We start from the raw sequence: 26,597 nt of genomic DNA, 5'->3' as shown, positions 1-26,597 counted from the left end.
TCATTTTTTTACAAAAAGCAACCTTGGCGCGTTGCGCGAACTTTCCCTGCGGGAAGTAGCGGATGATGTAGATGAACGTATTGAAAAAGCAAAAAAGAAAAGTGGACAATTGACTGGTCCTACAGGGATCAATGAAAAAATCATGGTATGTGTGCAGCACGGGGGCAATGCGGAAAAGTTGATACGACGCGGATGGAGAATGGCCAGCAGGCTCAAAACAGAGCTCATCATTTTGCATGTCGCAAAGGAAGCTTCTATGAACCGGTCAGCGGAAGATTGGAGAAAAATTCAAGATTGGAAGAAACTCGCTGCTCAATTTAATGCCCGTTTTATTGTGGAACAAATGAATAAGCGCCAGATTGCAAAGGCGATTACGGATGTTGCAGCCGAACATAGCGTGACTCAGATTATTTTAGGCCAATCCGCCAGAAGCCGGTGGGAAGAAATAAGAAAAGGTTCCATCGTTAATACGATTATGAGGTATACTTCGGGAATCGACATACATATTGTTTCTGATCAGAAGCGGTAATTATCAGGCTGTTGATGTAAGCTGCCATAATCGGCAGCTTTGTTGTGCGCGGATTTCCAGCGATTTTGTCGAACGAAAATCATGGAAAAAGTTTGTCTATATAGGATAAAATTAACAGAACGCTAGTCCAAAAATAGGAAGATAAGGGAGAGAGAAAATGAAGAAAACGGGGATCGCATCGATAATCGGAGCAGGGGTGTTGGTTTCATCATTAACCTTAAGCACAACAGCCCACGCACAGGTCAACCGTCATGAAGCAGTAAAGGCTCAGTTGAAGAACGAAGTCCAAAGCAAGCTGATTCATCATTCTTTTAAAATGAACCATTTCAATAAACCTTCCGGGCTGAACGTCTTTCATTCACCGAATGTACAAAAAGGTTATAAAGCATTCAGCAAGAAAAGTTCCAGTAGCGACGATGACTACGCATTTGAGTCCGAGTCGAATGATGATTTTTCAATGGCCAACACCTTGCCGCGGGATAAAACGGTAATCGGACAGTTCCTTCCATATGACGATGTCGACTTCTATAAAATAAAGGTATCAAAAGGTACATTGGTCCTTGGTGGGGCGACGAATTCGGATGCAATCGATTTAATGTACGCGGTGACTGAAAAGGACTTTAAAGATAGCGGAAATTTGGAGTTAGTAGGCTGGGAATATGACGAGGGAGCGTTATATGAAGCGTGGGAAGTGAAAAAAGCAGGCACATATTACGTTGCCGCTTTTGATAATGACATGCTCGATAACAATACAGAAGATGATCTCTATGCGCTTTTCGCTTCATATGTCGATACCGCCGCCCCGTCCAAACCGATCGTTAATAAAGTCGACAATAATGATAAAGTCGTGACGGGCAAGGCAGAAGCTTACTCAACGGTGACGGTTAAAGCCGGAAAGAAAACGCTCGGAAATGCAAAGGCATCTTCCAAAGGGACATTTTCCGTTAAAATTAGCACGCAAAAAGCAGGGACGAAATTATCGGTTACCGCAAAAGACAAGGCAGGAAATGTAAGTTCAGCAACTACGGTAATAGTTAAAGACGTCATTGCCCCGGTCAAACCGACGATTTACAGAATCGATGACAACGATAAAGTCGTAAAAGGGAAAGCGGAAGCCAATGCCTCTATTACAGTCAGAGCGAAAGGAAAAACGATCGGCACGGGTAAAGTTAACAGCAAAGGATACTACAGTGTCAAAATCAAGACCCAAAAAGCCGGCACAAACGTTTACGTCTACGCGAAAGATAAAGCCGGTAACAAAAGCAAAGCAGCGATTCGAAAAGTCGTAAAACATTAAGTGTTAGAGTCATAAAGCCCTTTTTGATCATAAAATATTGACGAGCGTTATTTTTTCATGTATATATAAATATAGAAAAGCGAATCGTAGTAATCGATAGATGTTATTTTTAACTTCTTTACGAATAACTGCTTTAGCATGTTGTCAATACATTAAAATTGATGAAGATGAAAAAGCGGTAAGTAAAATAAAGAAGGAAAGAATAAGATAAATCGGTATATTTCTCAGCTAGTGGACTAGTATGGGGAGTATACCGTTTTTTGTTTTTTTAGGGGGCTATTATGAATAAGACAAAAGGATATATCGAAGCAGAAATAAGTAAAGCGATCACCCAATGGGAGAAAGATTTTCTTGGACGTGGTTCAGTGTCCGTTAAGACGGACATTTTACGCGATATGGTGATCGTCGTTTTACGTGGCATTCTGACTCCTGCTGAATATGCAGTTTGTGAAACGAAAGAAGGCATATTATCTGTTAAAAGATTGAGATCGGATCTCGTTGAGTCAGGTGAAGAAACTTTAAAACAAATTATTCTCACTTTCACCGGGGAATACGTAAAAAGTTTTTACACAGATATAAGCACTCGTACAGGAGAACGGGTGATGGTATTTAAATTGCAAAATGATTTAGAGAAAAAGTTGAAAAATTAAAGGTAAAGGGAGATCTTCAAAAAACGGTTAAGGTTAGTTGAAGATAAACCGGCAGCTTTAGAATGGCGGCTCAGGTCCGTCTACATTCTAAAAATTGTCGGTTTTTTATTGCCCGAATAACAAGTGAAGCAGGAGAGGAACGAAACAAAAATGAAGGAAATATCCTTTGTTTTTACGATCACGTTTAAATCTTTAGATGGCACACTCAAGTTTTATCGATAGGGGGGAATTAGATGCTGAATTTCTTATCATTAACGACAATGTTTTTTGTATCACTTGCAGTCGCCGCTCTTAGCGCAGTATTGCTGTTACATCCGCGGGTTCCCTTAACTTTTGTTCGTATACACACCGGCATCATCACACTCCCTGCATTGACCGCTCTTGTATCTCTTATAACGAATCATACGAATGGGATTTTCGGTCCGTGGCATTTCGATGCACTCGGCTGGTTGATGGCCTTTTTCATTCTGACGATCGGCTTGATTGTACAGCGTTATTCGGTACGTTACTTACTTGGTGAACGATCTTATCGTAAATATTTTGCCCTTTTGACACTCACGACAGGTGCTGCCTCAATGACCTGGCTATGTAATGATTTTCGTTTGCTATTAGCCTGTTGGGCGGCCACATTACTCGGAATGACATTGCTCATTGGATTAAACAGAGAGTGGCAAGTAGCCAGAAAAGCGGCTTCGTTTTCCGGCCGCCAGTTCCTGCTTAGCTGGCTGTTTTCGTTCGTAGCAATCATCTGGCTAGCGCAAGTTTCGGGACACTGGCAGTTCTCACTTGCGATATCCGATGACGGTTTAAGGCAACTTGACTCCTGGGAGCGGACAGGGATCAATCTGTTGCTCGTACTGGCAGTGGTGATACCAGCCGCACAATGGCCATTCCATCGCTGGCTGTTAGATTCAGCGGTTGCTCCGACACCTGTTTCCGCAGTCATGCATGCAGGATTCGTGAATGTCGGCGGAATTATGCTGACCCGATTCGCACCGCTTTTGTCTGGTGATTTCGCTCAGATTTTTCTACTTGTCCTGGCTGGCATATCAGTCTTACTCGGAACCGGAATTATGCTGGTTCAAGTCGATTACAAACGTCAGTTAGTCGCCTCTACGATTGCGCAGATGGGGTTTATGCTCGTTCAATGTGCATTAGGCGCCTATGAGGCAGCCATTATTCATCTCATATTACATGGGCTTTTTAAAGCAGGTCTGTTCATGCAGGCTGGTTCTGCGGTACGTCACTACGAGAGAATCTCCCGGACACCAGATCGATTATCATTTTTCTGGAAAGTCGTAGGGGGTGTATTAGGTCTCTTAGTAGGAGTTGTTTATTGGCTAACAGCTCCTGGTGAGGGTTATCAACTTATAAGTTCCCTCATTTTAGGATGGTCACTATCGTTTGCCTGGACACAGATGATCGCATATGGCCAGGGCACGATCGAACGCATGGCGGGATTTTCTGTAGTAGCAGGAATGGCATTGGTGTTTGGCTTCATTCATTACGTCTTATCTGGAGTGTTGCATCAAGCGGTATATCAACATACACAGCCATCTATGCTGGTAGCGATCTTCGCTCTGTTCATCCTAGTATCCGGCAGCACGATAGGAGCATGGTTGGGACGTCATGCTTCATCGGGTTCTTTCGCTGTGCTCTATCTTTGGCTTGTGCGCCTGGGTGATCCTCATCCTGTTACAGTTGAAAGTCATCCAAACTATCTTGTGAAATACATTTCACGAGGAGGAAATTACAAATGAATGCAACATCGACCTTGGTAAAAAAAGTAAACAAAGACTTGACTTCTGATTTATCTAAATTTGATCTGAACGCTTTAGTGGAGGCCGCAAGTCGGGTCATTGCACCGCTTTGGCCGATTACTACATTTGCGGCAAGACATCCCTGGGTAGGGCTTGAAGGACGTTCATTTGAAGAGGTGGCACGCTGGCTTAAAGATACTCATGATGTGGATATCTATCCGAGCGCTACGATGATCAAGGCCGCATATAACCGGGGCGAAATCGATGAAGATTTTTTAGAAATGGAGCTTCAACGCTGGCTTGATGTACAATCGTTCCATTTACCACAGGAGGAAGTCAAACGATTTTGCCGGGCTGCACTTCAGTTAGACGAGTTGCCTGCCAACCTATTGGAAGCAACTGAGGTAAAGAACATCGCACAGGAGCTAAGTGGAATTGAACCTGACAATGCAACGAAACCTATTGTAAAACCTTTAAGCGTGCGTCTAGAGCAGCAACGGGGCGAAATAGTGGCTCAAACGCTAAATCATCACGTAATTAAGTGGTGTAAGTTGTACTTAGATGATTCTCAGGCAGCATGGTCACTACCGAATCGTGAAGAAGGTTTCTACCGTGCGTGGCGCCGGCTTGTTCCCCACGATCCTGCGCTTAGTCCCTCCCAACGCAAAAGACTAAAAGATTGGCCGCAAGAGGCAAGTGAAGGATTAAAACAAGCATTAGCGGCGCTTGCTATTAATGAGTCAGAAATAGTCGACTATCTTGAAGCGCATTTACTTTCCTTGCCAGGGTGGGCGGGAATGATGCTCTGGCGCTCCCGCCAATCTGATCAAGAAAAGTTACTTCTAACGGAATATTTGGCTGTCCGGGTCTCTATGGAGTGGGCTTTCATTCAACCTTATTTGCATGAAGTTCTTAAGGAAGCAGCTGAAGAAAGGGAGTCTCTTGTTCCGTTAATAGCGGCCTGGGTCCATTGGGGGAACATGCCCATTGAAAACTGGACGAAGATGTCTAAGAGTGAACAAAAAGAATATGTAACTCTCGCAGGCCGCTTTGATGATATGGTTCGTAGAAATCTCTGGCTAAAAGCCTGGGAACAAACATACGCGGATCAACTAAGTGGAAAAATTTTATCAAAGAAACCTGGAACTAAAAATGGAAAACCACCATTAGCACAATTTGTATTTTGCATCGATGTTCGTTCAGAGCCTTTTCGTCGCCACCTGGAACACGCTGGTCCTTTTGAGACGTATGGGATGGCTGGTTTTTTCGGACTGCCTATTCAAACCAGTGAACTAGGAAGTGAACATACCCACTCCTCTTTGCCAGTCATACTTGAACCGAAACATAAGGTAAAAGAGTCTTCATGTGAATTCGGCCCATATCAACAGCGTCAAAATGTGGTGGATTCAATTCACTATACATTTAAAAAAATGAAACAAAATCCCGGTACCAATTTATTATTGCCGGAAGTAACAGGTCCCTGGTTTAGCCTGCAAATGTTGGCTCGAAGTCTAGTTCCACGTAGCGCCGGCCGCATTTTCCGCCAATTTCGTGAAAGGTGGTTGGATAAACCTTCTACAGAACTGTCTCTGGATTGCAGACACTCTTCTGAAACCGAATTACCTGTTGGTTTTTCCGAGGAAGAGAAAGTGCATTATGTGCGACAGGCACTCCAAATGATGGGGCTCACCAAGCAGTTTGCCCCATTAGTGGTCATCTGTGGACATGGAAGCCATAGCACGAATAATCCATATGCTTCTGCGTTAGATTGTGGCGCTTGCGGAGGGGCATCGGGCGAATTCAATGCGCGCGTTCTGGCCACTCTGGGCAACCTTCCGCAGGTCAGGGAGGCTCTTCGTGCAGATGGAATTTTGATTCCGGAGGACACTGTTTTTGTGGCCGCTGAGCATATTACCACGCTGGACGAATTACGCTGGGTGTATGTTCCTGAGCTTTCAGAGGCGGCTCAAAACGCACTTGATCGTATCGAAGCCGTACTGCCACAGGTTAGTCATCGTGCGAATGAAGAGCGATTAGCCGAATTGCCCAATTTGGGTTCCCGCCTCAAAGATCCGAAGAATGAGGCAGAGCGCTTTGCGGAAGATTGGAGTGAGGTACGTCCGGAATGGGGACTGGCGCGTAACGCTTCGTTTATTATTGGCCATCGAGAACTAACAAAGGCGTGCAATCTTGAGGGAAGGGCCTTTTTGCACAACTACGATTGGCAAGCAGATGAAAATGGTGAAATACTTGCTAATATTATCGCCGGCCCGGGCACAGTTGCCCAATGGATTAATCTACAATATTACGCATCTACTGTTGCACCTCATTATTATGGCAGTGGGAATAAAGCGACTCAAACGCCAACGGCTGGTCTCGGTGTCATGCAGGGGAACAGCAGTGACTTGTTAACCGGGCTTCCGTGGCAGTCGGTCATGAAGTCGGATCATGAAGCGTATCATGCTCCTCTGCGTTTATTAGTAGTGATCCAGGCGCCGCGGAAACATGTAGAGCGATTGCTCGATCGTGATCCCGCATTCTTTAAAAAAGTTAAAAATGGCTGGATTCATCTCGCAACGATAGATCCGGACGGGTACTGGGAGAGCTGGACTTCAATTCATCGTTAGTCCCGGGTTCTCAAGGGAAAATTTCAAAAATTAACGGGGTGAAGTTGATGAAATTAGATAAAAACAAAAAAGTGTTATTTTTAATTGGAATGAATCAAAATTTGGAACAACGATTACAACAGGCGACCAATTTCGATCCAAATAATGTATTGATTCTTTCCAGTTATGGACCCGAGATTTCACACCCTTACAGCGATGTCATGCGAGATATTATCATCGCGGTTTATCAGGAAAAAGTTGAGGAAATTTTTGTTGTTGGCACAACAGAGAATGTAGAGGACCGAGTGGATAAACAGAAGTTACTAAACAAAATATACGATAATGAACGAGTAAAAGAGAACATCCAGACGATTGAGTCCCTTTTTCAAAATTACATGCCGGAATTCCCGACTGGTAGTGTGAGCGATTGGTTAGCGGGAAGCGAGACGGTAGCTGAAGGCATACAAAAAAGTGTCAACATCATTCGCCAACATCCGTTGATCCCCTCCCATGTCAAGGTGCACGGTTTATTTATGAATAGCGAGAAAGAACAAGTAGTAGAAGTTTGATGTTTCATCAGCAGAAGTCGAATGATTGATATCACTCGAAAATTGATTGATATGATTAAAAAATTGATTGATATCTGCTTCGAAAAGATGGATATCATTTAAAAATTGAATGATATTTGTTCAAGGCATTTAATCGGGCGCAATTCTTAATTAAGAAGGCGCCCTTTTTTTCATTGTTGAATAAAAAGCAGGATGTTTTTATGAAAATGCAGAATTTTATAAAGAGGTAAGTTTATGTATTCAAGGAGGAGCGGATCGAACGAAGAGATTTTGTTTTGAAAAATAGTAGCTTCACAAGCGTTCACATGAGTAACAGAGATCGAATAAGAAGAGGGGGAAATCGTCTATGAATCAATCGGCGCATTCTATCGAAAAAAGAACAGTGAATAAAACGATGAAACGCATTCTTCCGTTTATTTTTATTCTGTATATTGTTGCTTACTTGGATCGGGTGAATCTGGGCTATGCCGCATTGCAAATGAATGCGGACCTCGCTTTATCGTCCGAGGTCTTTGGCCTTCTTTCTGGCATTTTCTTTATCGGCTATTTCCTTTTTGAAGTCCCAAGCAATATGTTGTTGCATAGAGTGGGGGCGCGCCTATGGATTGCCCGCATTATGATTTCATGGGGATTGATCGTTATAGTAACTGGCTTTGTGCAGACGGCTACCCAGTTATACATCCTCCGGTTTCTATTAGGGGTTGCTGAAGCCGGTTTTTTCCCTGGCATTATTTTGTATTTGACGTATTGGTTCAGGGCTCGTGAAATAGGGCGGGCAACCGCTGCCTTATTGCTAGCGTTGCCGATTGGCGGATTAATTGGCGCCCCTGTGTCAACATGGATTCTTGACCATATTTCCTGGAGCGGTATGGCAGGATGGAGATGGATGTTTATTCTTGAAGGAATCCCGGCGGTAATTTTGGGCGTTGTCGTTATTTTTTACCTGGCCAATCGGCCGGCACATGCGAAATGGCTGTCGAAAGAAGAAAAAGACTGGCTCGAAGGCGAATTGAACGCGGAGCGAAAAGCAAGTGAACAAATCAATAAAGCCTCAAAACTAGAGATGTTGAAGGATGTGAAAGTCTGGAAGTTGTCGCTTATCTATTTTACGTCTTATACAGGCACTTATGGCTTGTCGTTCTGGCTGCCTTCCATTATTAAATCCTTATCGGAACAGGCAACGACCAATTTAGAAATCGGCTGGCTAGCGATGATTCCTTCCATCATTGGCGTCCCGTCTCTATTGTTTGTCGGCTGGAACTCAGATCGGACGAATTCATACAAACAACATTTAATGGTTTGCTTTTTGATTGCGATGACTGGGTTTATCGGTTGCGGCTTTTCTGAAGGCGTTTTTATGATGGTGCTCATGTTAACGATCGCCTCTGCCGGATTATATGGATGCAATGGATGTTTCTTTGCCTACATGACCTTTTTCTTTACGGAATCTACGGCGCCTGTTGGTATTGCGCTCGTCAATTCCTTAGCGGCATTAGGCGGATTTGTAGGACCGATGATATTTGGAACTGTTTCATTTACTCAAGGGATGTTTATCTTATCCGGGCTGCTCGCCATCGGCCTGATCATCCAATTCACCTTAAAATTGGCGAGTAATCGGAGTAAGGACATTATCAATAACGTTCCACCCAATGTAAATCAATCATAGCCAGGAATAAAAAAATCCTCAAATTCGGCCGGGAATTTGAGGATTTCATGTCTCAAGCCTATTCTTCGAGCTCCCAGGCCGGGTTCCAGACGACTTCCCACAAATGGCCGTCCGGGTCCTGGAAATGTCCGGAATAACCGCCCCAAAACGTGTCGTGCGCCGGATCTGTTATCGTAGCGCCGGCTTTTTCAGCCTGTTCCATCACTTGATCGACTTCTTCCTTGCTTCCTACATTATGGCCGAGCGTGAATTCAGCCGGGCTGGATGCCGCAAGCACAACCTTTGCCTCATGGGCAAGGTCTTTGCGGTTCCAAATGGCGAGCTTTAAGCCTGGCTGCAAGTCGAAAAAGGCAACGGCGCCATGCTCGAATTCTTGTCCTACGATCCCTTCTGTCGGAAATCCAAGCCCATCCCGATAAAACTTCAATGCCTTTTCAAGATCATTAACGCCCAATGTAATGACTGAAATTCTTGGCTTCATTTATTATCCCTCCAATTGAGTTGGATCGTTCGTAATCATTTTCGATAGAAGCCGGAATATTCCTCTAAAAAGTTGCTTCGAAACTCTTCGCGGAAAGGCACTATGAAAAAAGGAACCGCTGGCACCGCTAGCGAAATAATAGGCAAGGAAAAAAGGAGGCTTACTATGAAAAAAACCGTTCCCGTACAAAATCAAATGAATGGCGTCTTTGTTCATGTAACCAATTTGAAAGTTTCGGCAAAATGGTATTCCGATTTGTTGGGGCTGGACATCGATGTCGATCACGTCAAATCCCCCGTCTATAACGTGCCGTTAGTAGGAACAACTTCCCTAACATTAGATGACCACACCTTTGATCCTGAATTTCAACATGTGACTAGCCCGGGCCCGATTTTCAATCTTTATACTCCAACTATTGAAGAAGCCTATCACTATATTGAAGAAAAAGGTATTGAGATCGTAAGAGACATCGAGCGGGTAGGTGATACAGCCTGGTTTAATATAAAAGACCCGGATGGCAACGTCGTGATGATTTGCAATTGCTAAGCCAATTAAGCCGAATGAAGGAAAACGATGAAGGTTCTTATTTGGGGAGGCACGCATTTTTTTTTTAGGAAAGACGCTGGTAGAGGAAGTGCTAGTAAGGGCATGAAGTGACATTGTATAACCACGGCACGAATAAAGGGGCATCTCCAGAAGTGGAGCAGCTCGTTGGCGACAGAAATGGCGATGTATCACCACTTAAAAACCGGAAATGGGATGCCGTCATCGATACGCGCGGATTTGCTCCTTATCACATAAAAAATCACAGCCTTACTCAGTTTATGTCCAACAGAACGTGTCACAAGGACAAAAATAAGAGTTGGAGTCCAAATGATGTCCAATAGAACGTGTCTCAAGGACAAAAATGAGGGTTGTAGTCCAAATGATGTCCGATAGAAGGTGTCTCAAGGACAAAAATAAGGGCTGGAGTCCAAATGATGTCCAATAGAACGTGTCTCAAGGACAAAAATGAGGGCTGAAGTCCAAATGATGTCCGATAGAACGTGCCTCAAGGACAAAACCGAGGTCTGGAAGAAGGCTTCATCACGCAATCGAAAGTGTGGAAACGGCGCTATGGCGGAGATTTGATCAGCCTGTATCCGTACATCATTCCGGCCGACTATTATTTTGATAGACGAATAAACAAAATGGAGCAGTATTATGAAGACGCAAAGGAGCTGGCCGGACGTTTTAATTCATGCCACGGCGTTTCAACTGTGCCGCCAGTTCCGGTTTCAAACATGTTTCACATCCATTTTAGCCTTCCGAAAGAAGAAATGGAGATGGTTCTGATCGAAGTCCAGCAACAAACGGGAATCGGCATCACCGGCTATTTAATCGAAGTCGACGAAAAAACATGCTACTTCGAAGCTAGCATGGGTGACCTGTACAAGAATGTCCCGAAAGAAGCCATCACGAACGCATTCAGCCGGCTTGATGAAGTGATGAAACAAAGATTCTACACACCAAAAGGATCGTAGGAGTAAAGTCGGCAAAGCAAGCCGGAGTCTGCAAAAATTACTCTGGCTTGCCTCATTTTTTGTTGCAAAACTTTTTTATTGTCTAAACTCCGTATCTTATTGCCTCATCCTCGCTATTAATTGTCCGAACCAGGAGATATATTATCCAAACTATGCGACTTATTAGCGGAATCCGAACTTGTATTGTCCAAAGGCAAAATTTTAACTGGATGCATGGTTACTTTTTGCGCTTAATAGATGATGTTATACTAATTATAAATAATGGTTATATAGGTTACGGAGGGATGAGATTGAAGAGAAGGGTAGATTTACGCGTTGACTTTGCCTTTAAAGCGGTTTTTGGCACTCACGGAAACGAATCAATCCTTGCCGCTTTTCTAAATGCAGCCTTGAATTTGCCCGATGATAAACAAATTACGACGGTTACGATCCTCGACCCGCAGTTTAATAAAGAAAACGACGAGGATAAAAAGTCTGTTCTGGATGTTCATGCCCAATTAGAAGATGGAAGTCGTATCAATATTGAAATTCAGCTGAAAAACAAACATGATATGGAAAAACGAACCTTGTATTATTGGTCAAGGATGTACGCGAGCCAAATGAAAGAAGGAATGGACTACGAAGACTTATGTAAAACGATAACGATTAATATTCTCGATTTTGTTTATCTTGATTCAACCTCACAGTACCACTCCGTATTCCGACTTTATGAACGAAACGAAAAATTTCTATTGACAGATATGCTGGAAATACATTTCATGGAGCTAACGAAACTGTATAAAAAGTGGCGCAAAAGAGAGGTAGATCCGAAGGAAGATCGATTAGTTCGATGGCTGTTGCTGTTAGGATCTTCTGATAACGAGGAACTTACGAAAATATTGGAGGAGATCGCCATGCAAGAAGACCAGATGTTAAACAAAGCGTTTAAAGAATGGGATCGGGTAAGCCAGGATCCGGAAATGCTGCTCGCATATGAAGCCCGTCATAAAGCATTGTTAGACGAACAATCGGCCTTGAAGAGAGCGGAAAGGAAAGGCAAGGAGAAGGGTAGAGCAGAAGGCAAGGAGGAAGGAAAAATTGAAGTAGCCAAAAAAATGCTCGAAGACGGAATATCCCATGAAAAAGTAGCAGAATATACCGGGCTTTCTCTTAAGGAAATCAACAAGTTAGCGAAATCAAACTAGGTTCGATTTTAAAGGAGTCATCTTCATGCAGAACAAAGCGTTTAAAGAATGGGATTGGGTAAGCCAGGATCCGGAAATGCTGCTCGCATATGAAGCCCGTCATAAAGCATTGTTAGACGAACAATCGGCCTTGAAGAGAGCGGAAAGGAAAGGCAAGGAGGAAGGAAAAATTGAAGTAGCCAAAAAAATGCTCGAAGACGGAATATCCCATGAAAAAATAGCAGAATATACCGGGCTTTCTCTTAAGGAAATCAACAAGTTAGCGAAGTCAAACTAGATCCGATCTAAAGGAGTAATCTGTATGCGAAAGAACTGAGGAATACAAGCACTTTAAATAGTAAAAGTCAAGTTTAGTTCTTCGCTGAATTTGCTAAACTGACAAAAATGTACGTCAAACAAATAATTTTGTAAGGAATAAAAGCCGGAGTGTGCAAAAATCACTCCGGTATTTATTTTTTGTTAGAAACTTTTATTTTATTGTCCAAACGTAACGACATATTGTCCGAATCAGGAAACATCTTGTCCAAACTAAGAGTTTATTGTCGGAAATCAACATTTTATTGTCTGATCGCCCTGGTCTGGATCGAACCTATGAAAATAGCTCCGCATTCAGGAAATTCTTTGCTCAAACAAATGCATAATCCTCCTGGGTGAAATGGTTTTCGAAGCGGCCAAACAGGTTCCAGTCACTTTTAGCGCGCATGCTTATTCAACCAGGAAAGTGGCTACAATGGGAATGTAAAGCGAGCGAATTTCTGGGGGATAGACGATGTCTGACTTTATTGAAACGACTCTCCGCTCCATCGGGGCATTTTTTATTTTGATCATAACCGCGCGCATATTAGGGAAACAAACGCTGGCGCAAATGACCTATTTTAATTTTATAGCTGCGATCACGATGGGAGCGCTGGCAGCGAATATCGCGTTCAATACGACCTTAAAAGCGCATCATCTGATCCTTGCATATGTCATTTTTGTTTGCGTCACCTATTTAATCGCACTTATTTCATTAAAAAGCCGAAAAGCCCGCAAGTTTTTTGCAGGTGATCCGACCGTTGTCATTCAAAACGGTAAAATATTGGAACATAATATGAAAAAGATGCGCTATACGCTGGATTATTTGAATCAAGAATTGCGGGAAAAAAATGTGTTCAATATTGAGGAAGTCTTATTTGCTATTCTTGAAATCAACGGGCAATTGACCATTTTGAAAAAACCGCAGTACCGCAATGTAACGAGGCAAGACTTATGGGTAGCGACAACCCCTGAGCGCCAGTTGCCCATTGAATTGATCATGGATGGAAACGTAATCGAGAAAAATTTGAAGGAAAATCAAATTACGGATTGGTGGCTCGAGAATCAATTGAAGAACCGGAATTTACGAGTAGACGACGTGGCATACGCCGTTCTCGGAGCCAATGGAAATCTCTATATCGACACCTATGACGATCACTTGAAGTCTCCAATCGACCAGGAATAGCACGGCGATTTGGGGGGCATCGGTTAAGTGCACGGGCATATGAATTCGTGAAAGACATCGCTAAAATAGGCAGTGTCTGGGCAAACTTGTATTTCAACCGGGAGCATCTTCGTCTTATTAACCATTTAACCGCTATATTGTTCATAAAGCGTACAAGGCCTGAAGTTCGTAATTTACATGCAAAGTCAATGGCTGAGATCAAGTGACAGTCGAATCATATCCCGGCAATGGATCCCGTTTTCGATGATCGGCTCTGGATAGTGCCTGGTGAAAAAATCAAGATCGACGCCGATGATTCGAAAGCCGCATTTTTGATAGAGGGCGAGTTGTCCGATGCTTGAATTTCCGGTTCCGATTTCCATTGTTTTATAGCCTTGCGCCCGGGCTCTTTGAATAGCGTCCATCACCAGCTGTTTTCCTATGCCTTTCCCCTGATGGGCTTCAGCGACAGCAATGTTGACCAACTCCACGGTTTCGGGCCTTGTAGGAAGCAGAACATAGCACCCGACTAGTTTTCCTCCGCTTTCTGCAACAAAGCATTCTCCCCGTTTCAAATACCCTTCAACGATGGTTCGGGAAGGATCGGCCAAAAGCAATAAATCCATCGGCGCTTTTTCATCTATACCTAGTTTTCTAATGTTCATGGTTCCTCCTTCATTCAGTAAAAATATACTTCCATTGTATCATTCCTGATCCACTATGCGCCCGGCAATCAGAGCTGAATGTAATTTCCGTCCTGGTTCGCGGAATGATTCTATAAAACCGGGCGCAGGTAGAACCAAATTTTTTGGCGGAATTATTGCTCCAATCGGCGGAATCATTCCACAATCCGGCGGAAATCGTTCTCAGTTTGACGGAATTCTCGTTAAAATCGGCGGAATTCATTCTCGAACTGGCGGAATTGAGCAAAATCACAGTGTAAAACCCGCAAGTGTACACCCTAAATAAATATTTCATATAGCGAAATATTAAATATATAACATTGTTGAACGGAAGAAGGGGTGTTGAAAGGGATGAAACGGTGCGTGATTGATAACTGTGAAAAACCGGCAGTCGGGCGCGGCATGTGCCACATGCATTACAAACGGTGGCAGCGGCATGGCGACCCTTTTGCGACGAGCGTCCGAAAAGTGTGCACGATCGAAGGCTGCGCCGGCAAGCACTTTTGCAAAGGATTTTGCCAGAATCATTATCGAAAGTGGAAAAGGAAACTTTCATCATAAAGAAGAGGGCCAAAGAAGCTCTCTTTTTTTGTCATGCCAAAATTTCGTTGCTATAAAAATAGCATTGGATAAAATGTTAAAAAATGGTGATGATAAAATGGAGAAATTTAAAAGAGAAGGACTAATCAATGAAACGGTTAATATCATGTTTACTCATTTTGTCGATATCACTCATCCCGCTCGCCGGCTGCTGGGATCGTAAGGAACTGAATGAATTGGCGCTGACGATGGGACTTGGAATCGACAAAGTGGGGAATAAGTATGTCGTGACCGCCCAGGTTGTCAACCCGGGAGAAGTATCCTCGCAAAAAGGAGGGGCGGGCAGCCGTGCTCCTGTCATTACCTTCGAGTCAAAGGACCAAACCGTTTACGAAGCGATCCGGAAAATGACGAAAGAATCCCCGAGGAAAATTTACGCCTCACATCTCCGCATTCTCGTCATCGGCGAGTCAGTCGCCAGGGAAGGAATCGGCAGAGCGTTGGACTTGCTTTCAAGAAACCAGGAACTGCGGACGGACTTTTACGTCTTGATCGCCAAAGGGACAACGGCGAAAAAGGTGTTGAACGTGACGAGCAGCCTTGAGAAGATCCCTTCGAACAACATGTTTTATGCGCTTAAAACATCAGAGAAAGCATGGTCCGCCACGAGGACGGTGACATTGGATGAGCTTATCAACGAATTAGTCACCCCGGGCAAAGAACCGGTTGTGACGGGAGTGGTGATCAAAGGGGACAAGGAAAAAGGAAAAAAGTTGGAGAACATCATGAAGACGAATCCGGATGCGGCCCTCTTCATCACCCATTTGGGGGTCTTTAAAAAGGATAAACTGATCGGCTGGCTCAATCAAGTCCAAAGCAAAGCGTATGATGTTATTACGAATAAAGAAAAAACGTCGGCAGTCGGTGTGCCATGTCCTAAAGGAGGCTGGTCCGTCTATGAACTTCTTCGTTCCAACACGAAAACGAAAGTGAAGATGAAGAAAGGAAAGCCGGAGATCCATCTTAACATTACAGCAGAAGGCAATGTAGGCGAAGTCGAATGCCAGATGGATTTAATGAAAACGAGCACGATCAGGCAATGGGAGAAGAATTTCAATCAACAAACAGAGACCATCTTTACAAAAGCCATCAAAGAAGTGCAAAAAAAATACAAAGCGGACATTTTCGGATTTGGCGAGACGATTCACAGAGAGAATCCAAAAGCGTGGAAAACACTTCGGAAAAATTGGAACGATCGGTTTGCGGACTTGCCCGTCCATATCAAAGTTGATGCAAAAGTCCGGCGCGTTGGCACAATCGGCAACTCATTCCTTGAAAAAGTGAAATAGCAGAAGGTATCGCTATTTCCGGCCTTCAAAACCGCAAATCAAACAAGAAACAGCCAGAGAATGAATCTCTGGTTGTTTCAAAATATATTAGCTTAGCGACTGTCTCATTTTTTCCGTAATTTGCTTCCGTTCTTGATCAGAGACGAGCAAATACCAGATGTTATTGATCATTTTGCCCTGGCCTTTCACTTCAAACGATTCAACATGGTGGCGGACACCTGCGTAGTTTTTCTGGATATCTTTCATTTCATTAAACGTCAAATTCGTCTTCACTTGATTACCAAGCACGTCTAAAATATCGTCGATTTTTGTGAATGAAGAAAGATGGGCACCTTTATCGACAATAGCGCTGATGACCTGGCGCTGGCGTTCTTGTCGGCCAAAGTCACCGCGATCATCTAGATGTCGCATTCGCACATAACCGAGTGTCTGGGAGCCATTAAGTGAAATTTCCCCTTTTTTATAAATATACCCCTTTTTATAAACTCCTTCATCTTCCCAACTAATTGGATTGTACACAGTTATACCGCCAAGTGAATCAACAATCTGGCTTAATGCTTCCATGTTGACTTTAATGTAATAATCAATTGGGGCATTCAAGAACTTTTCGGCGGTGTCTACCGCCATCTGTGGTCCTCCAAATGCGTAGGCATGATTGATTTTATCGAAAGTCCCTTTGCCGACAATCTCCGTACGTGTGTCACGTGGAATATTAAACATGAGCATCGAATTTTTCTTAGGGTTGAGCGTCATAACAATCATCGTATCCGAGCGTCCACGGTCCCCTTTTCGCTCATCGACACCGAGAAGGAGAATTGAAATTGGTTTCTTCTTTTTTCCGGTTAATTCGGGTTTCGGATGATCTGTATCTTTTTTTAAGGGCTCATGCATTTTATTTGCTGTATTTTTAGCATAACTGTAAAGATAGTATGCAAATCCACCCGCACTTGCAACGCAGAGCGCTGTAATGCAACTAACAATTATAATGAATTTTTTTATCATTTTTTTCATCCTTTAAAAACTATTATTCTCTTTCCTTGAGTATAACCGAGTTGTAAAAGTTTGCAAGAGTCCTACAAAAAAACAACTTGAATTTTTATAAAAAATGAAATAATAGCTTGTTTCGAGTGTTCAATAAAAAGAGTAGAAAGATGGAATATAGAATAGAAAATTAGTTTGAAAGATACTTTTTCTACAGCAAGGCTCTTTTTAATAATTTTACAAGCAATTATTGCAACTTACGCAAGTGAAGCCATTTCTTACTTTGTCCTCGCACCAAGCTATCAATCATCGTCAGAAGAGATAAAAACAACACATGAAAAAATGAATACATTGGCTGTCAGCCAGAATGTAGGGAGTGAAGTATAGTGAGCAAAAATTTGAAAAAGAAAAAAGAGAATACAAGAGTCAAGTCAACTCTAACTAGTCATAAGGACGCACAGTCTTACGTTGCTGAACAATACCGAACCATTCGCTAAAATATTCAATTTACTTTTCCTAATGGGGAGCTTCAAACAGTGATATCTACAGGCAATCAGAAGGAAAATCAGCAGCTATTGCTAATCTTGCTGTTGTTCTCGCTTAAAAAGGAAAAAGCATCCTTTTAGTGAACGCGGATTTGCGAAAAACGACCACATATTATACGTTTCAAGTCAACCAAAAATTATGGATTGAAAAACCTTCTTACCAGTCCGATTTCGTTGGGAAAAGCGATTCAGCAAACTTTTATTCCCGAGTTGGACGTGTTGTCGAACGGTCCGATTCTCCCAAATCTTTCCGAACTATTAAATTCGAAAACGATGCTTTTGGTGATGGAAGAAGCAAAGGGGGAATATGATCATTTATTGTACGATACACCACCAGTTCTTGCGGTTTCAGATGCCCAAATTTATTCCATCACTGTGATGGAATAAGATTTTTATTGTGAAAAACGGGAAAACAGAAAAGGGGCCAGCGAGTAAGGCAAAGGAAATACTCCTAACAACGGGTGTGAAATGGTCGGATTAATTTTAAATGAAAAGAAGATAAAGGAAGCTCTTTATTACTATTTGGTGACAAAGTAAAAGATAAACCGACAAAAATTTCCCCTTTACTTTTTTAAAAGTCATGATATTCTTAATAAAGAACGATTTTTGAAGAGTTTAAGTCATCTTTAAAAGATTTTTTCAGCGAATTGTTCTTTTTAAAGAATGTAAGGTGGGGAATAAAGTCGAATAATTGATCTACATTGTCATATTTTAAACGATGTTGATGATGGGGCTCAGACAATAAACGATAGCTTACTGATGGCGAAAGTATCCGCTTAAGAAGGGATTAGAAAAATTGTGGCAACGCCACATCACCAAAATGAAAAATAGGAAAATACGAAACAAGAAATCATCCAAAAGGTTCAATCTCTTAACAAAAGGATAGTGAAAGAAAATATTCCACTGACTATTCTTCCCGGACAAGAAGCTAGAATAAATGCAAGAATTCTTGATGCTTTTGACTCCCATGAATTGCTCACATTAAATAACACAGGTAAGTATTTGTTTATAGAGTTTCCAGATTGTTATATCCCGAAAAACGAAAATGCATTGTTTTATGAATTGATGCTGAAGAATGTAACACCGATCATTGTGCATCTGAAAGGAACTTTCATCTAATGGAACAACCGAAATTATTATTTCAATTTGTAAAAGAAGGTGCTTTCACCCAATTAACCTTTTCTAGTATTATCGGGAATTTTTGAAAAAAAGTGAAGTCTTTCTCAATCAAAATTTTACAAAGTCACTTATCCTATTTAATTGCATCTGATTCTTATAATATTTCGACCCGTTCATTTCATTTGTGGGGGTATGAATATATTGAAAAAGAATTTGGAATACAAAAAAAACACTATTTTTAAGAGAATGCAGAACTGGTAATCCTAGGGCAACACATTGCCCCACTTGAACCACAACAAATCAGAAGTGGGTTATTTAGATTATTTTAACTTTTCTATCGTAAAAAGGTGGGGGATCGGGATGAAAAAAGTAAGAAAAGCTATTATTCCGGCCGCAGGTTTAGGAACGAGGTTTTTCGGCAACGAAAGCAATGCTGAAAGAAATGCTGCCAATTGTTGACAAGCCTACGATTCAATACATGGTAGAAGAGGCCACATCATTATTGTTACAGGAAAAGGGAAACGGGCGATTGACGCTTTTGAGCTGGAACAAAACTTGTTCGAAAAAGGAAAAGTGGTGCTGCTGGAAAGAGTAAAAAAATCTTCCCAATTGGTAGACATCTATTATATCCGTCAAGAGCCAAAAGGGACCAGGCATGCCGTCTGGTGTTCCCGGAAATTCATTGGAGACGAGCCGTTTGCTGTACTGCTTGGGATGATATCGTCCAGTCAGAGAAACCGTGCTTAAAGCAGCTCATTGAACGATACGAAGAGACGGGGGCATCTATCATTGGGGTTCAAACGGTTTCACCTGAATAAACTAGCCGTTATGGAATTATTGATCCTGTCTCTAATAACGGAAGGCTATACGGAGTGGACAACTTAGTGGAAAAGCCGGCTCCCGGAGAAGCCCCATCTAACCTTGCGATTGTGGGCCGTTACATATTGACACCGGAAATCTTCCATTACCTAGATCGGCAAGAAAAGGGGGCCGGTGGCGAAATCCAATTAACTGACGTCATTAAAAAACTCAACATATGCCAACGTGTATTTGCATATGACTTTGAAGGAATCCGATATGATGTTGGGGAAAAACTTGGCTTTATTATGACGACATTGGAGTTTGCGTTGAAAGATAAGAGCATACAAACAAATTTACTAAAAGAAATTGAACACTTGTTAGAACAACACTCAATTGGTAACCATTTGTGAAGATTGAGAAAATCGGCTATAAAGTGTCGGTCCGGATTGCGGGCAATTAACTCTGGAGTTTGCTGATCGGCTGATTGCCAGAGTGAATGGCGTTGAAAACGAATTAACGATTGAAGTGGTGGATAAGGAAGAGTTGGAACAGAACGGGCTTTTGACGACGTTTATCGGTGAAAAAGTGGATTTGTCGTATACCGAGCAATAAAAAACAATTGTGCAAAATCAAGAGCTGTTTGAGAAGTATGCTTCTGATGTAAAATTTGTCTTTACCCCACTGCACGGTACAGCAATCATCCTGTTCGTAACGGATTAAACGCGGTTGGATTTACGAATGTTACTGTTGTTCCTCAACAAGAACAGCCCGATCCGAATTTTTCAACAGTCAAATCACCAAACCCGGAAGAGCATGCCGTTTTTCAATGGGCCATTCGTAATGGGAATCGTTATTATGACGGATATCAAGTCTATATGGGGGTAGTTTCTTTGCGGTATATCAAAGTATTTATTTTAATGGGATTTTTTATATTTTCTAGCACGTTAAATGTAAACGCGCATCCAGGTAATACAGACTCAAATGGGGGACATACGTGCAGGACCAATTGTGAAAAATGGGGCTTAGAGTACGGAGAATATCATTATCATAATGGAAGGGGATCAGAATCATCTTCTAATTCAACAGATCAAGGCAGTACAAACTCTGGCAGATCTTCTGAATCTGAATTAAGTGCACAGATATCTGAACTAAAAACCGAAAATTCTAAACTAAAAAATTCCTTAAAACGTGAACAAGATGAAAATGAAAAGTTGGATTCCAAGATTTTATCATTAGAAAATGAGAATGATAAACTAAAAGAAGATAAAGAAGAAGTCAGTGACCGCAAAAAGGAATTGAATAAGAAAGAGGAAGAGCTAAATCAATTAAAAGAAGAAATAGCAGCGGAGAACAAAAAGTTAGAAAGTGTTAAAAAAATGAAAAACGAAGTAAAGACATGCAGTGCGGAAGTAAAACAAAAAGAAAAAGAGAAGAATGTAGCTTACGGTGTAGCGGCTATAATATTCTTAGGAATTGGGATTTTTTATTTCACCCGCAGGAAAAAGAAAAAAAGTAAAGTTTAAGAATTTAATACAAGATATTCAAAACAATTGATAAAATTTAGTGGATGCTACCAATCTATTAAGGTTGGTAGCACATTCTGTTTTGTTTAAATATTATTTGAAGTTGTTTGCCGTCGAAAGAGTAAGACTTATTGTCCGAACTAGAGAACTTATGTCGTATAAGTATCCGCTAGTACTTGTAGGGTCCTTTATCTTGGAAAAACGATGCTTTTAAATTACGAGTGTAAATGTTTATTGGATAAGGGTATTTCTTTCCAGTAGCTCGTTAGACTTTACTGTACAAATAAAGGTGCGGATTCAGTATAATATTCTGGGGTTATATCATTGATCATTTGCTGCCAATAATGAATCAATACTTCTTCAAAGTTAAGAACATGCTTCTTAAGAAAATTGATTTGATCATGGATAGTCATTTGGTGGTAACCTATAGTATTTTTTAGCATAGATTTTATTTTTGCAATTTGAGAATGAGTAATTCTTAAATTGTGCTTTTCTGGAAGTATGGCTCTTTTATATAGATAATCCTTAATATTATCATGAACGTTTAATGCAAAGACTTCATTTAATAATGCTCCAGAATTATTTTTAATCCCGTCAGGAACGTAAATCAATGGAATTTCACGATGAATCTCAAAACGATTTAATTCTTTTATTTTAATATCAAGTTTTTTTGAGATTTCACTTTTATTTTCACCTAAGGATTTAAGTTGTTGAAGTAACTCATATTTTGTTATCCATGATGACCGACCTAATGAAAAAAGTTCTCTCAAAATACTATAAATGAGATCTGTTTTACTTTGGGAAGGGTTTAAAATGCATGGGTAAAACTCATCGATATTGATCGTACTAAGAGCATCAAAAAAATGATAACCCTCCGCTAAATAAAAGGACTTTTCAATAGGATCTTGTTGGACTGTTAGATAGGGAAAGTAAATCCCTTTGTTTTGAATATAATTGATTCGTTTATTTAAAGTATTATCGGATAATGCCGTGCTGAATAACAGGGTTATGTCTTTTAGGTGAAGAAAAATTATTTTTTTCATAGTTCAGGATCCCCCTTTAATAGAAAATATGATTTGGGGAAAATATCCTATTCCATAAAAAGGGTGGGGAAGCATGAAATGAAAAATTCTAAAAAGACGGTACTTGCCCTTTTAAAAAACTATATTTATTAATTATTGTAATGATGTAAGGGGGAAACATAATGAATTGGCAAGAAAAATATGAACGTTGGCAGCAATTCGCCGAATTAAATCGCGAAGTCAAAGAGCAATTAAACGCTCTTTCGCATGATGAGAAGCAATTGGAAGATTGTTTTTATAAAACGTTAGAGTTCGGTACAGGCGGGATGCGCGGGGAGATTGGCCCTGGAACAAACCGGTTGAATGTCTATACGATTCGCAAGGCGTCTGAAGGACTGGCGCGTTACATTGAAGAACATGGGGAGGAGGCGAAAGTTCGCGGTGTCGCGATTGCCTATGATTCCCGCCATAAGTCGCCGGAGTTTGCGTTAGAGGCGGCATTGACGCTCGGGAAACATGGCATTCAAACGTATGTCTTTGAATCGTTGCGCCCGACGCCTGAATTGTCGTTTGCCGTTCGCTACCTTCACTGTTTTGCCGGGATTGTCATTACGGCAAGCCATAATCCGCCGGAATATAACGGCTACAAAGTATACGGTCCGGATGGCGGTCAATTGACGCCGGAGTTTGCCGATCGGTTGATCACCAGAGTGAATGATGTTGAAAATGAGTTGACGATTGAAGTGGCGGATAAGGAAGAGCTGGTAAAGAACGGGCTTTTAACATTTATCGGTGAAAAAGTGGATCGCGCGTATATCGAGCAATTAAAGACGATTGTGCAAAATCAAGAACTGTTAGAAAAGCATGCCGCTGATGTGAAAATCGTCTTTACCCCTCTGCACGGGACAGCCAATCATCCTGTCCGCAACGGATTAAAAGCGGCAGGATTTACGAATGTGACTATCGTGGCCGAGCAGGAGAAGCCGGATCCGAATTTTTCTACGGTGAAGTCGCCAAACCCGGAAGAGCATGCTGCGTTTGAATGGGCCATTCGATATGGAAAGGAAATCGACGCTGATATTTTAATTGGAACAGACCCTGATGCCGACCGCGTGGGAGTGGCAACAAAGAACCTTGAAGGAGAGTATGTTGTTCTGACAGGAAACCAGACCGGGGCATTGATGCTCGATTACATCTTGTCGCAAAAAAAGAAAAAAGGAACTCTTCCGGCAAACGGCGTTGTCTTGAAAACGATCGTAACGTCGGAAATTGGCCGTAAGATCGCCGAACACTATGGCTTGGTGACGGTTGACACATTGACGGGCTTTAAATTTATCGGAGAGAAAATCGGGCAGTATGAACAAACGGGTGAGCATACCTTCCTGTTTGGCTATGAAGAAAGCTACGGCTATTTGATCGGCGATTTCGTCCGTGACAAAGACGCCGTCCAATCTTGTTTGCTTGCGGCAGAAGTGGCAGCCTATTATAAATCACGCGGAATGACATTGTACGAAGGCTTGCATGAAGTCTTTGAAAAGTACGGCTTTTACAAGGAAGACCTTGTTTCCTTAACGTTAAAAGGAATGCAAGGAGCCGAGGAAATCAACCACATCATGTCCTCCTTCCGCGAAAATCCGCCTTTGGCCATCGCCGGGAAAAAAGTCGCTACTATCGAGGACTATAAAGTCAGCAAACGAACGAATGTGGCTCAAGGAACAACCGAACCCATCGACCTCCCAACATCCAACGTCCTAAAATACATCTTAGACGACGAATCCTGGTTCTGCCTCCGCCCCTCCGGCACCGAACCAAAAATCAAGTTTTACTTCGGGGTGAAGGAAGAAAGCATGGAGAAAAGTGAGCAGGCTGTTGATTTGTTGAAAAAAGATGTTTTAAAGATAGTTGAGTCTGTGAGAGCGAAAACCTATTAATCCTGAAAGTTCCTTCCGATTCCAAATGGTGTCGGAAGGAATGGCTAACTTTTTTCTTTCGATTCAAAGATACAAGTTTTTAATATTACCCGGGAGTAAAGCTGCTTGAAAAAGACCCTGGCTTCTTCACTATGCAATGGCTTTGTTTGTCCAACTTTCAATGTCTTATTCAAATAACGAAGGGTGATGATAATTTGGTACACTTTTATATGTTTTTAATTCTTTGTGTTTTTTTAGTTATCTTACCAGGTCCCGATACGGCTATTGTTACAAAAAATACGATAACAGTAGGTAAAAGCGGTGGGTTTAAAACAGCTTTAGGTACTTGTTGCGCCCTTTGTATACATACTGCTGCTGCTGTTTTAGGACTCTCAGCAATCATTGTAAAATCTGCATTATTGTTTGCTGTCTTTAAATACGTTGGTGCTGTTTACTTAATTTATATGGGGGTTAAAACTTTATGGTCTTTGAAGAAAAAGGATGATACAGCAGCTAGTGTTGAGATGAACATAAAAAGCCAGTTTAAAAATGCATCCTGTTTTAAACAAGGGTTTCTTACTGATCTCTTAAATCCAAAAGTTGCTGTCTTTTTCTTAACCTTTTTGCCTCAATTCGTTGTTTCTGGTAGCCATACCTTTTTTCCGTTTCTAATATTGGGGGTTACTTATATTGTTTTGACTGCCCTATGGTTTTTGTTTTATGTCTATATAATTAATTATATTAGTGCTTTTATGAAAAGACCTAAAACTAAAATGATTATCGAAGGAATTACAGGTACTGTACTAATAGGCTTTGGTCTAAAACTAGCCCTTGAAAAAGTTAAATAACGAAGACCCTTAATGACACTGTGTCAATGTTAATTTTTACACGTGGAAACCTGCTCTAAAGGCAAGTATTATTTTGTAATTATATTACAACATCCGAGAGCGTTTTTATATTCTTTGTTATATTTTATTAAAGTAGTTGTAATTAAATTGTGATGTCGCCTTCTGATTTTATCTTTATAATCAAAGTATTGTGAGGGGGAGACATCATGTTTAAAAAAGCAGCCGGTTGGATCGCATTGTTCTTCGTTTGCCTGTTGATGAAAGGAAATCTTGCAATGGCTGCAACGTACACCGTTCAACAAGGGGATACCCTCAAGAAAATTTCCGATCATTATGGAACACCTATCGATCAGCTGGTAAACGCGAATCAATTGCAATCGACCATCCTTAACCGGGGACAACAATTAAAAATTCCCGATACGTACAACGTGAAGGCCGGGGACACTTTCCGCAAAATTTCGGAAAAACTCGGCGTTTCTAAATCTGAACTCATCCAGGCGAACCCGCAAGTCAAAGATCCTCATTGGATCAATCCAGGGCAAAAGCTAAATGTGCCATCCAAGAATATTGCCGGGATGGTTTATATGGGGGATTCCAGCAAGAAAAGAATCGCTCTTACCTTTGACGATGGTCCGGACGACCGCTATACGCCGCAAATATTAGATATTTTGAAGAAAAAACATGTGAAAGCGACCTTCTTTGTGATCGGGAAGCAGGCCAAAGATTATCCGAACGTGCTGGAGCGAATTTACAAAGAAGGCCATGCCATCGGCAACCATACGTGGGATCACCCGCATTTGCCTGATCTCACCAACCAACAGTTTACGAAGGAAGTAGCGTCCACAAGCGAACAAATTGAGAAAGTGATAGGCTTTAAAACGAATTTGTTTCGGCCGCCATTTGGCGAAATCAAGGACGGACAGCTCGCATGGCTGAAATCCCATGGCTACCATTCGATCAATTGGACGATCGATACGGTTGATTGGAACGGCGCGCCTGCCAAAAAAATTGTTTCGACAGTGACCAGAAGCGCAACCCCTGGGGCCATCGTTCTGCAGCATAGCTACCATGCAGAAGGGGATTTTGAAACGGTGAAGGCATTGCCTCAAATCATTGACCAATTGCGCGCGAAAGGATATACATTTGTTACCGTTCCAACGCTCTTGGGACAAGACGTTCAGAAAGTTTATAACGCTGGTAAAAAAAAGAGCCCTGATTCCCATTCCCCCAATGCTCTCCTCATCGGAGTCCCCGGGGCACTCGTTATTCTCCTAGCAGCTAGAGCGTTATGGTGGCTAAGGAGAAAGAAAACGAGTAGAACGAGAGAATTGGATTGAGTGCCAAAAACATGAGGGAAAATTAAAAATAGAATGAGCCGGACGATCGGTGATTGAATCAATAGTCCCACAATAAAAAAGCCTGAAATTGGCCGTAAATAGCCAGCTTCAGGCTTTTTTGAATTCAGAGTACAATCTAAAATAAAATAGTAAATATGGTATCATATCATTTTAATGGAGGTGATCGTTTGAGTGAACTATCCGCCACTTAAAAC

General features: G+C 41.8%; 24 protein-coding genes and 3 pseudogenes. 23 read left to right on the top strand and 4 right to left on the bottom strand.

The features are described 5' to 3' along the window. From WD019_RS18760 to WD019_RS18730, 7 genes are all read left to right on the top strand, one after another. Positions 1 to 529: universal stress protein (locus WD019_RS18760; protein ID WP_425712460.1), on the top strand; the 529-nt coding region annotated here is incomplete at its 5' end. A gap of 157 nt (positions 530 to 686) precedes the next feature. Continuing rightward, positions 687 to 1,826 carry an Ig-like domain-containing protein gene (locus WD019_RS18755; protein ID WP_425712459.1) on the top strand — a complete coding sequence of 380 codons (1,140 nt, stop codon included), beginning with the start codon at positions 687 to 689 and terminating at the stop codon, positions 1,824 to 1,826. Positions 1,827 to 2,107: 281 nt separating this feature from the next. Continuing rightward, complete coding sequence (locus tag WD019_RS18750; RefSeq protein ID WP_425712458.1) at positions 2,108 to 2,476, top strand: DUF2294 domain-containing protein; 369 nt, start codon at positions 2,108 to 2,110, stop codon at positions 2,474 to 2,476. A 233-nt stretch (positions 2,477 to 2,709) separates the two neighbouring features. Beyond that, on the top strand, positions 2,710 to 4,236 hold the full coding sequence (locus WD019_RS18745; protein ID WP_425712457.1) for an NADH dehydrogenase subunit 5: 1,527 nt from the start codon (positions 2,710 to 2,712) through the stop codon (positions 4,234 to 4,236). After that, positions 4,233 to 6,863 (top strand): DUF2309 domain-containing protein, encoded by a 2,631-nt coding sequence (locus WD019_RS18740; protein WP_425712456.1) that lies wholly within the window; start codon positions 4,233 to 4,235, stop codon positions 6,861 to 6,863. Before WD019_RS18745 ends, WD019_RS18740 begins: the two co-directional genes overlap by 4 nt. A gap of 47 nt (positions 6,864 to 6,910) precedes the next feature. Then, on the top strand, positions 6,911 to 7,411 hold the full coding sequence (locus tag WD019_RS18735) for a carbonic anhydrase (protein ID WP_425712455.1): 501 nt from the start codon (positions 6,911 to 6,913) through the stop codon (positions 7,409 to 7,411). 346 nt (positions 7,412 to 7,757) lie between these two features. Next, positions 7,758 to 9,077 carry an MFS transporter gene (locus tag WD019_RS18730; RefSeq protein ID WP_425712454.1) on the top strand — a complete coding sequence of 440 codons (1,320 nt, stop codon included), beginning with the start codon at positions 7,758 to 7,760 and terminating at the stop codon, positions 9,075 to 9,077. A gap of 58 nt (positions 9,078 to 9,135) precedes the next feature. Here WD019_RS18730 and WD019_RS18725 read toward each other — a convergent pair whose 3' ends face one another. Continuing rightward, on the bottom strand, positions 9,136 to 9,558 hold the full coding sequence (locus tag WD019_RS18725; protein WP_425712453.1) for a VOC family protein: 423 nt from the start codon (positions 9,556 to 9,558) through the stop codon (positions 9,136 to 9,138). A gap of 165 nt (positions 9,559 to 9,723) precedes the next feature. Between WD019_RS18725 and WD019_RS18720 the strand changes: the two genes are divergently transcribed. The 6 genes and pseudogenes from WD019_RS18720 to WD019_RS18695 all read left to right on the top strand — a co-directional run bounded on the left by WD019_RS18720 (position 9,724) and on the right by WD019_RS18695 (position 13,745). Then, positions 9,724 to 10,104, top strand: a complete 381-nt coding sequence (locus WD019_RS18720; RefSeq protein WP_425712452.1) for a VOC family protein — start codon at positions 9,724 to 9,726, stop codon at positions 10,102 to 10,104. 27 nt (positions 10,105 to 10,131) lie between these two features. Continuing rightward, positions 10,132 to 10,442 (top strand): annotated as a pseudogene (locus WD019_RS18715) (NAD-dependent dehydratase); the annotation flags it as partial. A gap of 162 nt (positions 10,443 to 10,604) precedes the next feature. Further along, entirely contained in the window at positions 10,605 to 11,081 is a 477-nt protein-coding gene (locus WD019_RS18710; protein WP_425712451.1) for a hypothetical protein, read from the top strand. 290 nt (positions 11,082 to 11,371) lie between these two features. Beyond that, complete coding sequence (locus WD019_RS18705; RefSeq protein WP_425712450.1) at positions 11,372 to 12,265, top strand: Rpn family recombination-promoting nuclease/putative transposase; 894 nt, start codon at positions 11,372 to 11,374, stop codon at positions 12,263 to 12,265. A 25-nt stretch (positions 12,266 to 12,290) separates the two neighbouring features. Next, positions 12,291 to 12,542 (top strand): Rpn family recombination-promoting nuclease/putative transposase, encoded by a 252-nt coding sequence (locus WD019_RS18700; protein WP_425712449.1) that lies wholly within the window; start codon positions 12,291 to 12,293, stop codon positions 12,540 to 12,542. A 492-nt stretch (positions 12,543 to 13,034) separates the two neighbouring features. Beyond that, entirely contained in the window at positions 13,035 to 13,745 is a 711-nt protein-coding gene (locus WD019_RS18695; RefSeq protein WP_425712448.1) for a DUF421 domain-containing protein, read from the top strand. A 185-nt stretch (positions 13,746 to 13,930) separates the two neighbouring features. Here WD019_RS18695 and WD019_RS18690 read toward each other — a convergent pair whose 3' ends face one another. Next, entirely contained in the window at positions 13,931 to 14,389 is a 459-nt protein-coding gene (locus tag WD019_RS18690; protein WP_425712447.1) for a GNAT family N-acetyltransferase, read from the bottom strand. 143 nt (positions 14,390 to 14,532) lie between these two features. Between WD019_RS18690 and WD019_RS18685 the strand changes: the two genes are divergently transcribed. From WD019_RS18685 to WD019_RS18675, 3 genes are all read left to right on the top strand, one after another. After that, positions 14,533 to 14,667, top strand: a complete 135-nt coding sequence (locus tag WD019_RS18685) for a hypothetical protein (protein WP_425712446.1) — start codon at positions 14,533 to 14,535, stop codon at positions 14,665 to 14,667. 91 nt (positions 14,668 to 14,758) lie between these two features. Further along, positions 14,759 to 14,968 (top strand): hypothetical protein, encoded by a 210-nt coding sequence (locus tag WD019_RS18680; protein ID WP_026679389.1) that lies wholly within the window; start codon positions 14,759 to 14,761, stop codon positions 14,966 to 14,968. Between the two features lie 128 nt (positions 14,969 to 15,096). Then, positions 15,097 to 16,296 carry a Ger(x)C family spore germination protein gene (locus WD019_RS18675; RefSeq protein WP_026679388.1) on the top strand — a complete coding sequence of 400 codons (1,200 nt, stop codon included), beginning with the start codon at positions 15,097 to 15,099 and terminating at the stop codon, positions 16,294 to 16,296. A gap of 87 nt (positions 16,297 to 16,383) precedes the next feature. Here WD019_RS18675 and WD019_RS18670 read toward each other — a convergent pair whose 3' ends face one another. Beyond that, positions 16,384 to 17,298: an LCP family protein gene (locus WD019_RS18670; RefSeq protein ID WP_425712445.1), complete on the bottom strand. Its 915-nt coding sequence runs from the start codon at positions 17,296 to 17,298 to the stop codon at positions 16,384 to 16,386. Between the two features lie 698 nt (positions 17,299 to 17,996). On the opposite strand from WD019_RS18670, the gene WD019_RS18665 reads away from it, so the two are divergent. From WD019_RS18665 to WD019_RS18650, 4 genes and pseudogenes are all read left to right on the top strand, one after another. Next, positions 17,997 to 18,209 (top strand): hypothetical protein, encoded by a 213-nt coding sequence (locus WD019_RS18665; protein ID WP_425712444.1) that lies wholly within the window; start codon positions 17,997 to 17,999, stop codon positions 18,207 to 18,209. 300 nt (positions 18,210 to 18,509) lie between these two features. Continuing rightward, positions 18,510 to 18,941: pseudogene (locus tag WD019_RS18660) on the top strand (CpsB/CapC family capsule biosynthesis tyrosine phosphatase). A 360-nt stretch (positions 18,942 to 19,301) separates the two neighbouring features. Further along, positions 19,302 to 20,152 (top strand): annotated as a pseudogene (locus tag WD019_RS18655) (UTP--glucose-1-phosphate uridylyltransferase). 480 nt (positions 20,153 to 20,632) lie between these two features. Beyond that, a complete protein-coding gene (locus WD019_RS18650; RefSeq protein WP_425712443.1) occupies positions 20,633 to 21,265 on the top strand; it encodes a YHYH domain-containing protein in 633 nt (210 codons plus the stop codon). Positions 21,266 to 21,537: 272 nt separating this feature from the next. On the opposite strand, the gene WD019_RS18645 is transcribed toward WD019_RS18650, so the two are convergent. Continuing rightward, a complete protein-coding gene (locus tag WD019_RS18645; RefSeq protein ID WP_425712442.1) occupies positions 21,538 to 22,308 on the bottom strand; it encodes a hypothetical protein in 771 nt (256 codons plus the stop codon). 161 nt (positions 22,309 to 22,469) lie between these two features. Here WD019_RS18645 and WD019_RS18640 point away from each other — a divergent pair, with 161 nt between their 5' ends. The 3 genes from WD019_RS18640 (at position 22,470) to WD019_RS18630 (ending at position 26,382) form a co-directional block, all read left to right on the top strand. Then, a complete protein-coding gene (locus WD019_RS18640) occupies positions 22,470 to 24,218 on the top strand; it encodes a phospho-sugar mutase (RefSeq protein WP_425712441.1) in 1,749 nt (582 codons plus the stop codon). A gap of 194 nt (positions 24,219 to 24,412) precedes the next feature. Continuing rightward, positions 24,413 to 25,045 carry a LysE family translocator gene (locus tag WD019_RS18635; protein ID WP_425712440.1) on the top strand — a complete coding sequence of 211 codons (633 nt, stop codon included), beginning with the start codon at positions 24,413 to 24,415 and terminating at the stop codon, positions 25,043 to 25,045. Positions 25,046 to 25,251: 206 nt separating this feature from the next. Continuing rightward, a complete protein-coding gene (locus tag WD019_RS18630) occupies positions 25,252 to 26,382 on the top strand; it encodes a polysaccharide deacetylase family protein (protein ID WP_425712439.1) in 1,131 nt (376 codons plus the stop codon). The last annotated feature ends 215 nt before the right edge of the window (positions 26,383 to 26,597 follow it).

Source organism: Fictibacillus sp. Mic-4 (assembly GCF_049843615.1).
GTDB classification, from domain to species: domain Bacteria; phylum Bacillota; class Bacilli; order Bacillales; family Fictibacillaceae; genus Fictibacillus_A; species Fictibacillus_A gelatini.
This window is presented reverse-complemented; position numbering and strand designations above follow the sequence as displayed.

Coding starts and splice junctions, on each gene's coding strand:
- WD019_RS18670 (WP_425712445.1), bottom strand. CDS start 17,298: ATGATAAAAAAATTCATTATAATTGTTAGTTGCATTACAGCGCTCTGC.
- WD019_RS18695 (WP_425712448.1), top strand. CDS start 13,035: ATGTCTGACTTTATTGAAACGACTCTCCGCTCCATCGGGGCATTTTTT.
- WD019_RS18730 (WP_425712454.1), top strand. CDS start 7,758: ATGAATCAATCGGCGCATTCTATCGAAAAAAGAACAGTGAATAAAACG.
- WD019_RS18630 (WP_425712439.1), top strand. CDS start 25,252: ATGTTTAAAAAAGCAGCCGGTTGGATCGCATTGTTCTTCGTTTGCCTG.
- WD019_RS18725 (WP_425712453.1), bottom strand. CDS start 9,558: ATGAAGCCAAGAATTTCAGTCATTACATTGGGCGTTAATGATCTTGAA.
- WD019_RS18640 (WP_425712441.1), top strand. CDS start 22,470: ATGAATTGGCAAGAAAAATATGAACGTTGGCAGCAATTCGCCGAATTA.
- WD019_RS18690 (WP_425712447.1), bottom strand. CDS start 14,389: ATGAACATTAGAAAACTAGGTATAGATGAAAAAGCGCCGATGGATTTA.
- WD019_RS18735 (WP_425712455.1), top strand. CDS start 6,911: ATGAAATTAGATAAAAACAAAAAAGTGTTATTTTTAATTGGAATGAAT.
- WD019_RS18680 (WP_026679389.1), top strand. CDS start 14,759: ATGAAACGGTGCGTGATTGATAACTGTGAAAAACCGGCAGTCGGGCGC.
- WD019_RS18645 (WP_425712442.1), bottom strand. CDS start 22,308: ATGAAAAAAATAATTTTTCTTCACCTAAAAGACATAACCCTGTTATTC.
- WD019_RS18740 (WP_425712456.1), top strand. CDS start 4,233: ATGAATGCAACATCGACCTTGGTAAAAAAAGTAAACAAAGACTTGACT.
- WD019_RS18675 (WP_026679388.1), top strand. CDS start 15,097: ATGAAACGGTTAATATCATGTTTACTCATTTTGTCGATATCACTCATC.
- WD019_RS18720 (WP_425712452.1), top strand. CDS start 9,724: ATGAAAAAAACCGTTCCCGTACAAAATCAAATGAATGGCGTCTTTGTT.
- WD019_RS18750 (WP_425712458.1), top strand. CDS start 2,108: ATGAATAAGACAAAAGGATATATCGAAGCAGAAATAAGTAAAGCGATC.
- WD019_RS18755 (WP_425712459.1), top strand. CDS start 687: ATGAAGAAAACGGGGATCGCATCGATAATCGGAGCAGGGGTGTTGGTT.
- WD019_RS18700 (WP_425712449.1), top strand. CDS start 12,291: ATGCAGAACAAAGCGTTTAAAGAATGGGATTGGGTAAGCCAGGATCCG.
- WD019_RS18745 (WP_425712457.1), top strand. CDS start 2,710: ATGCTGAATTTCTTATCATTAACGACAATGTTTTTTGTATCACTTGCA.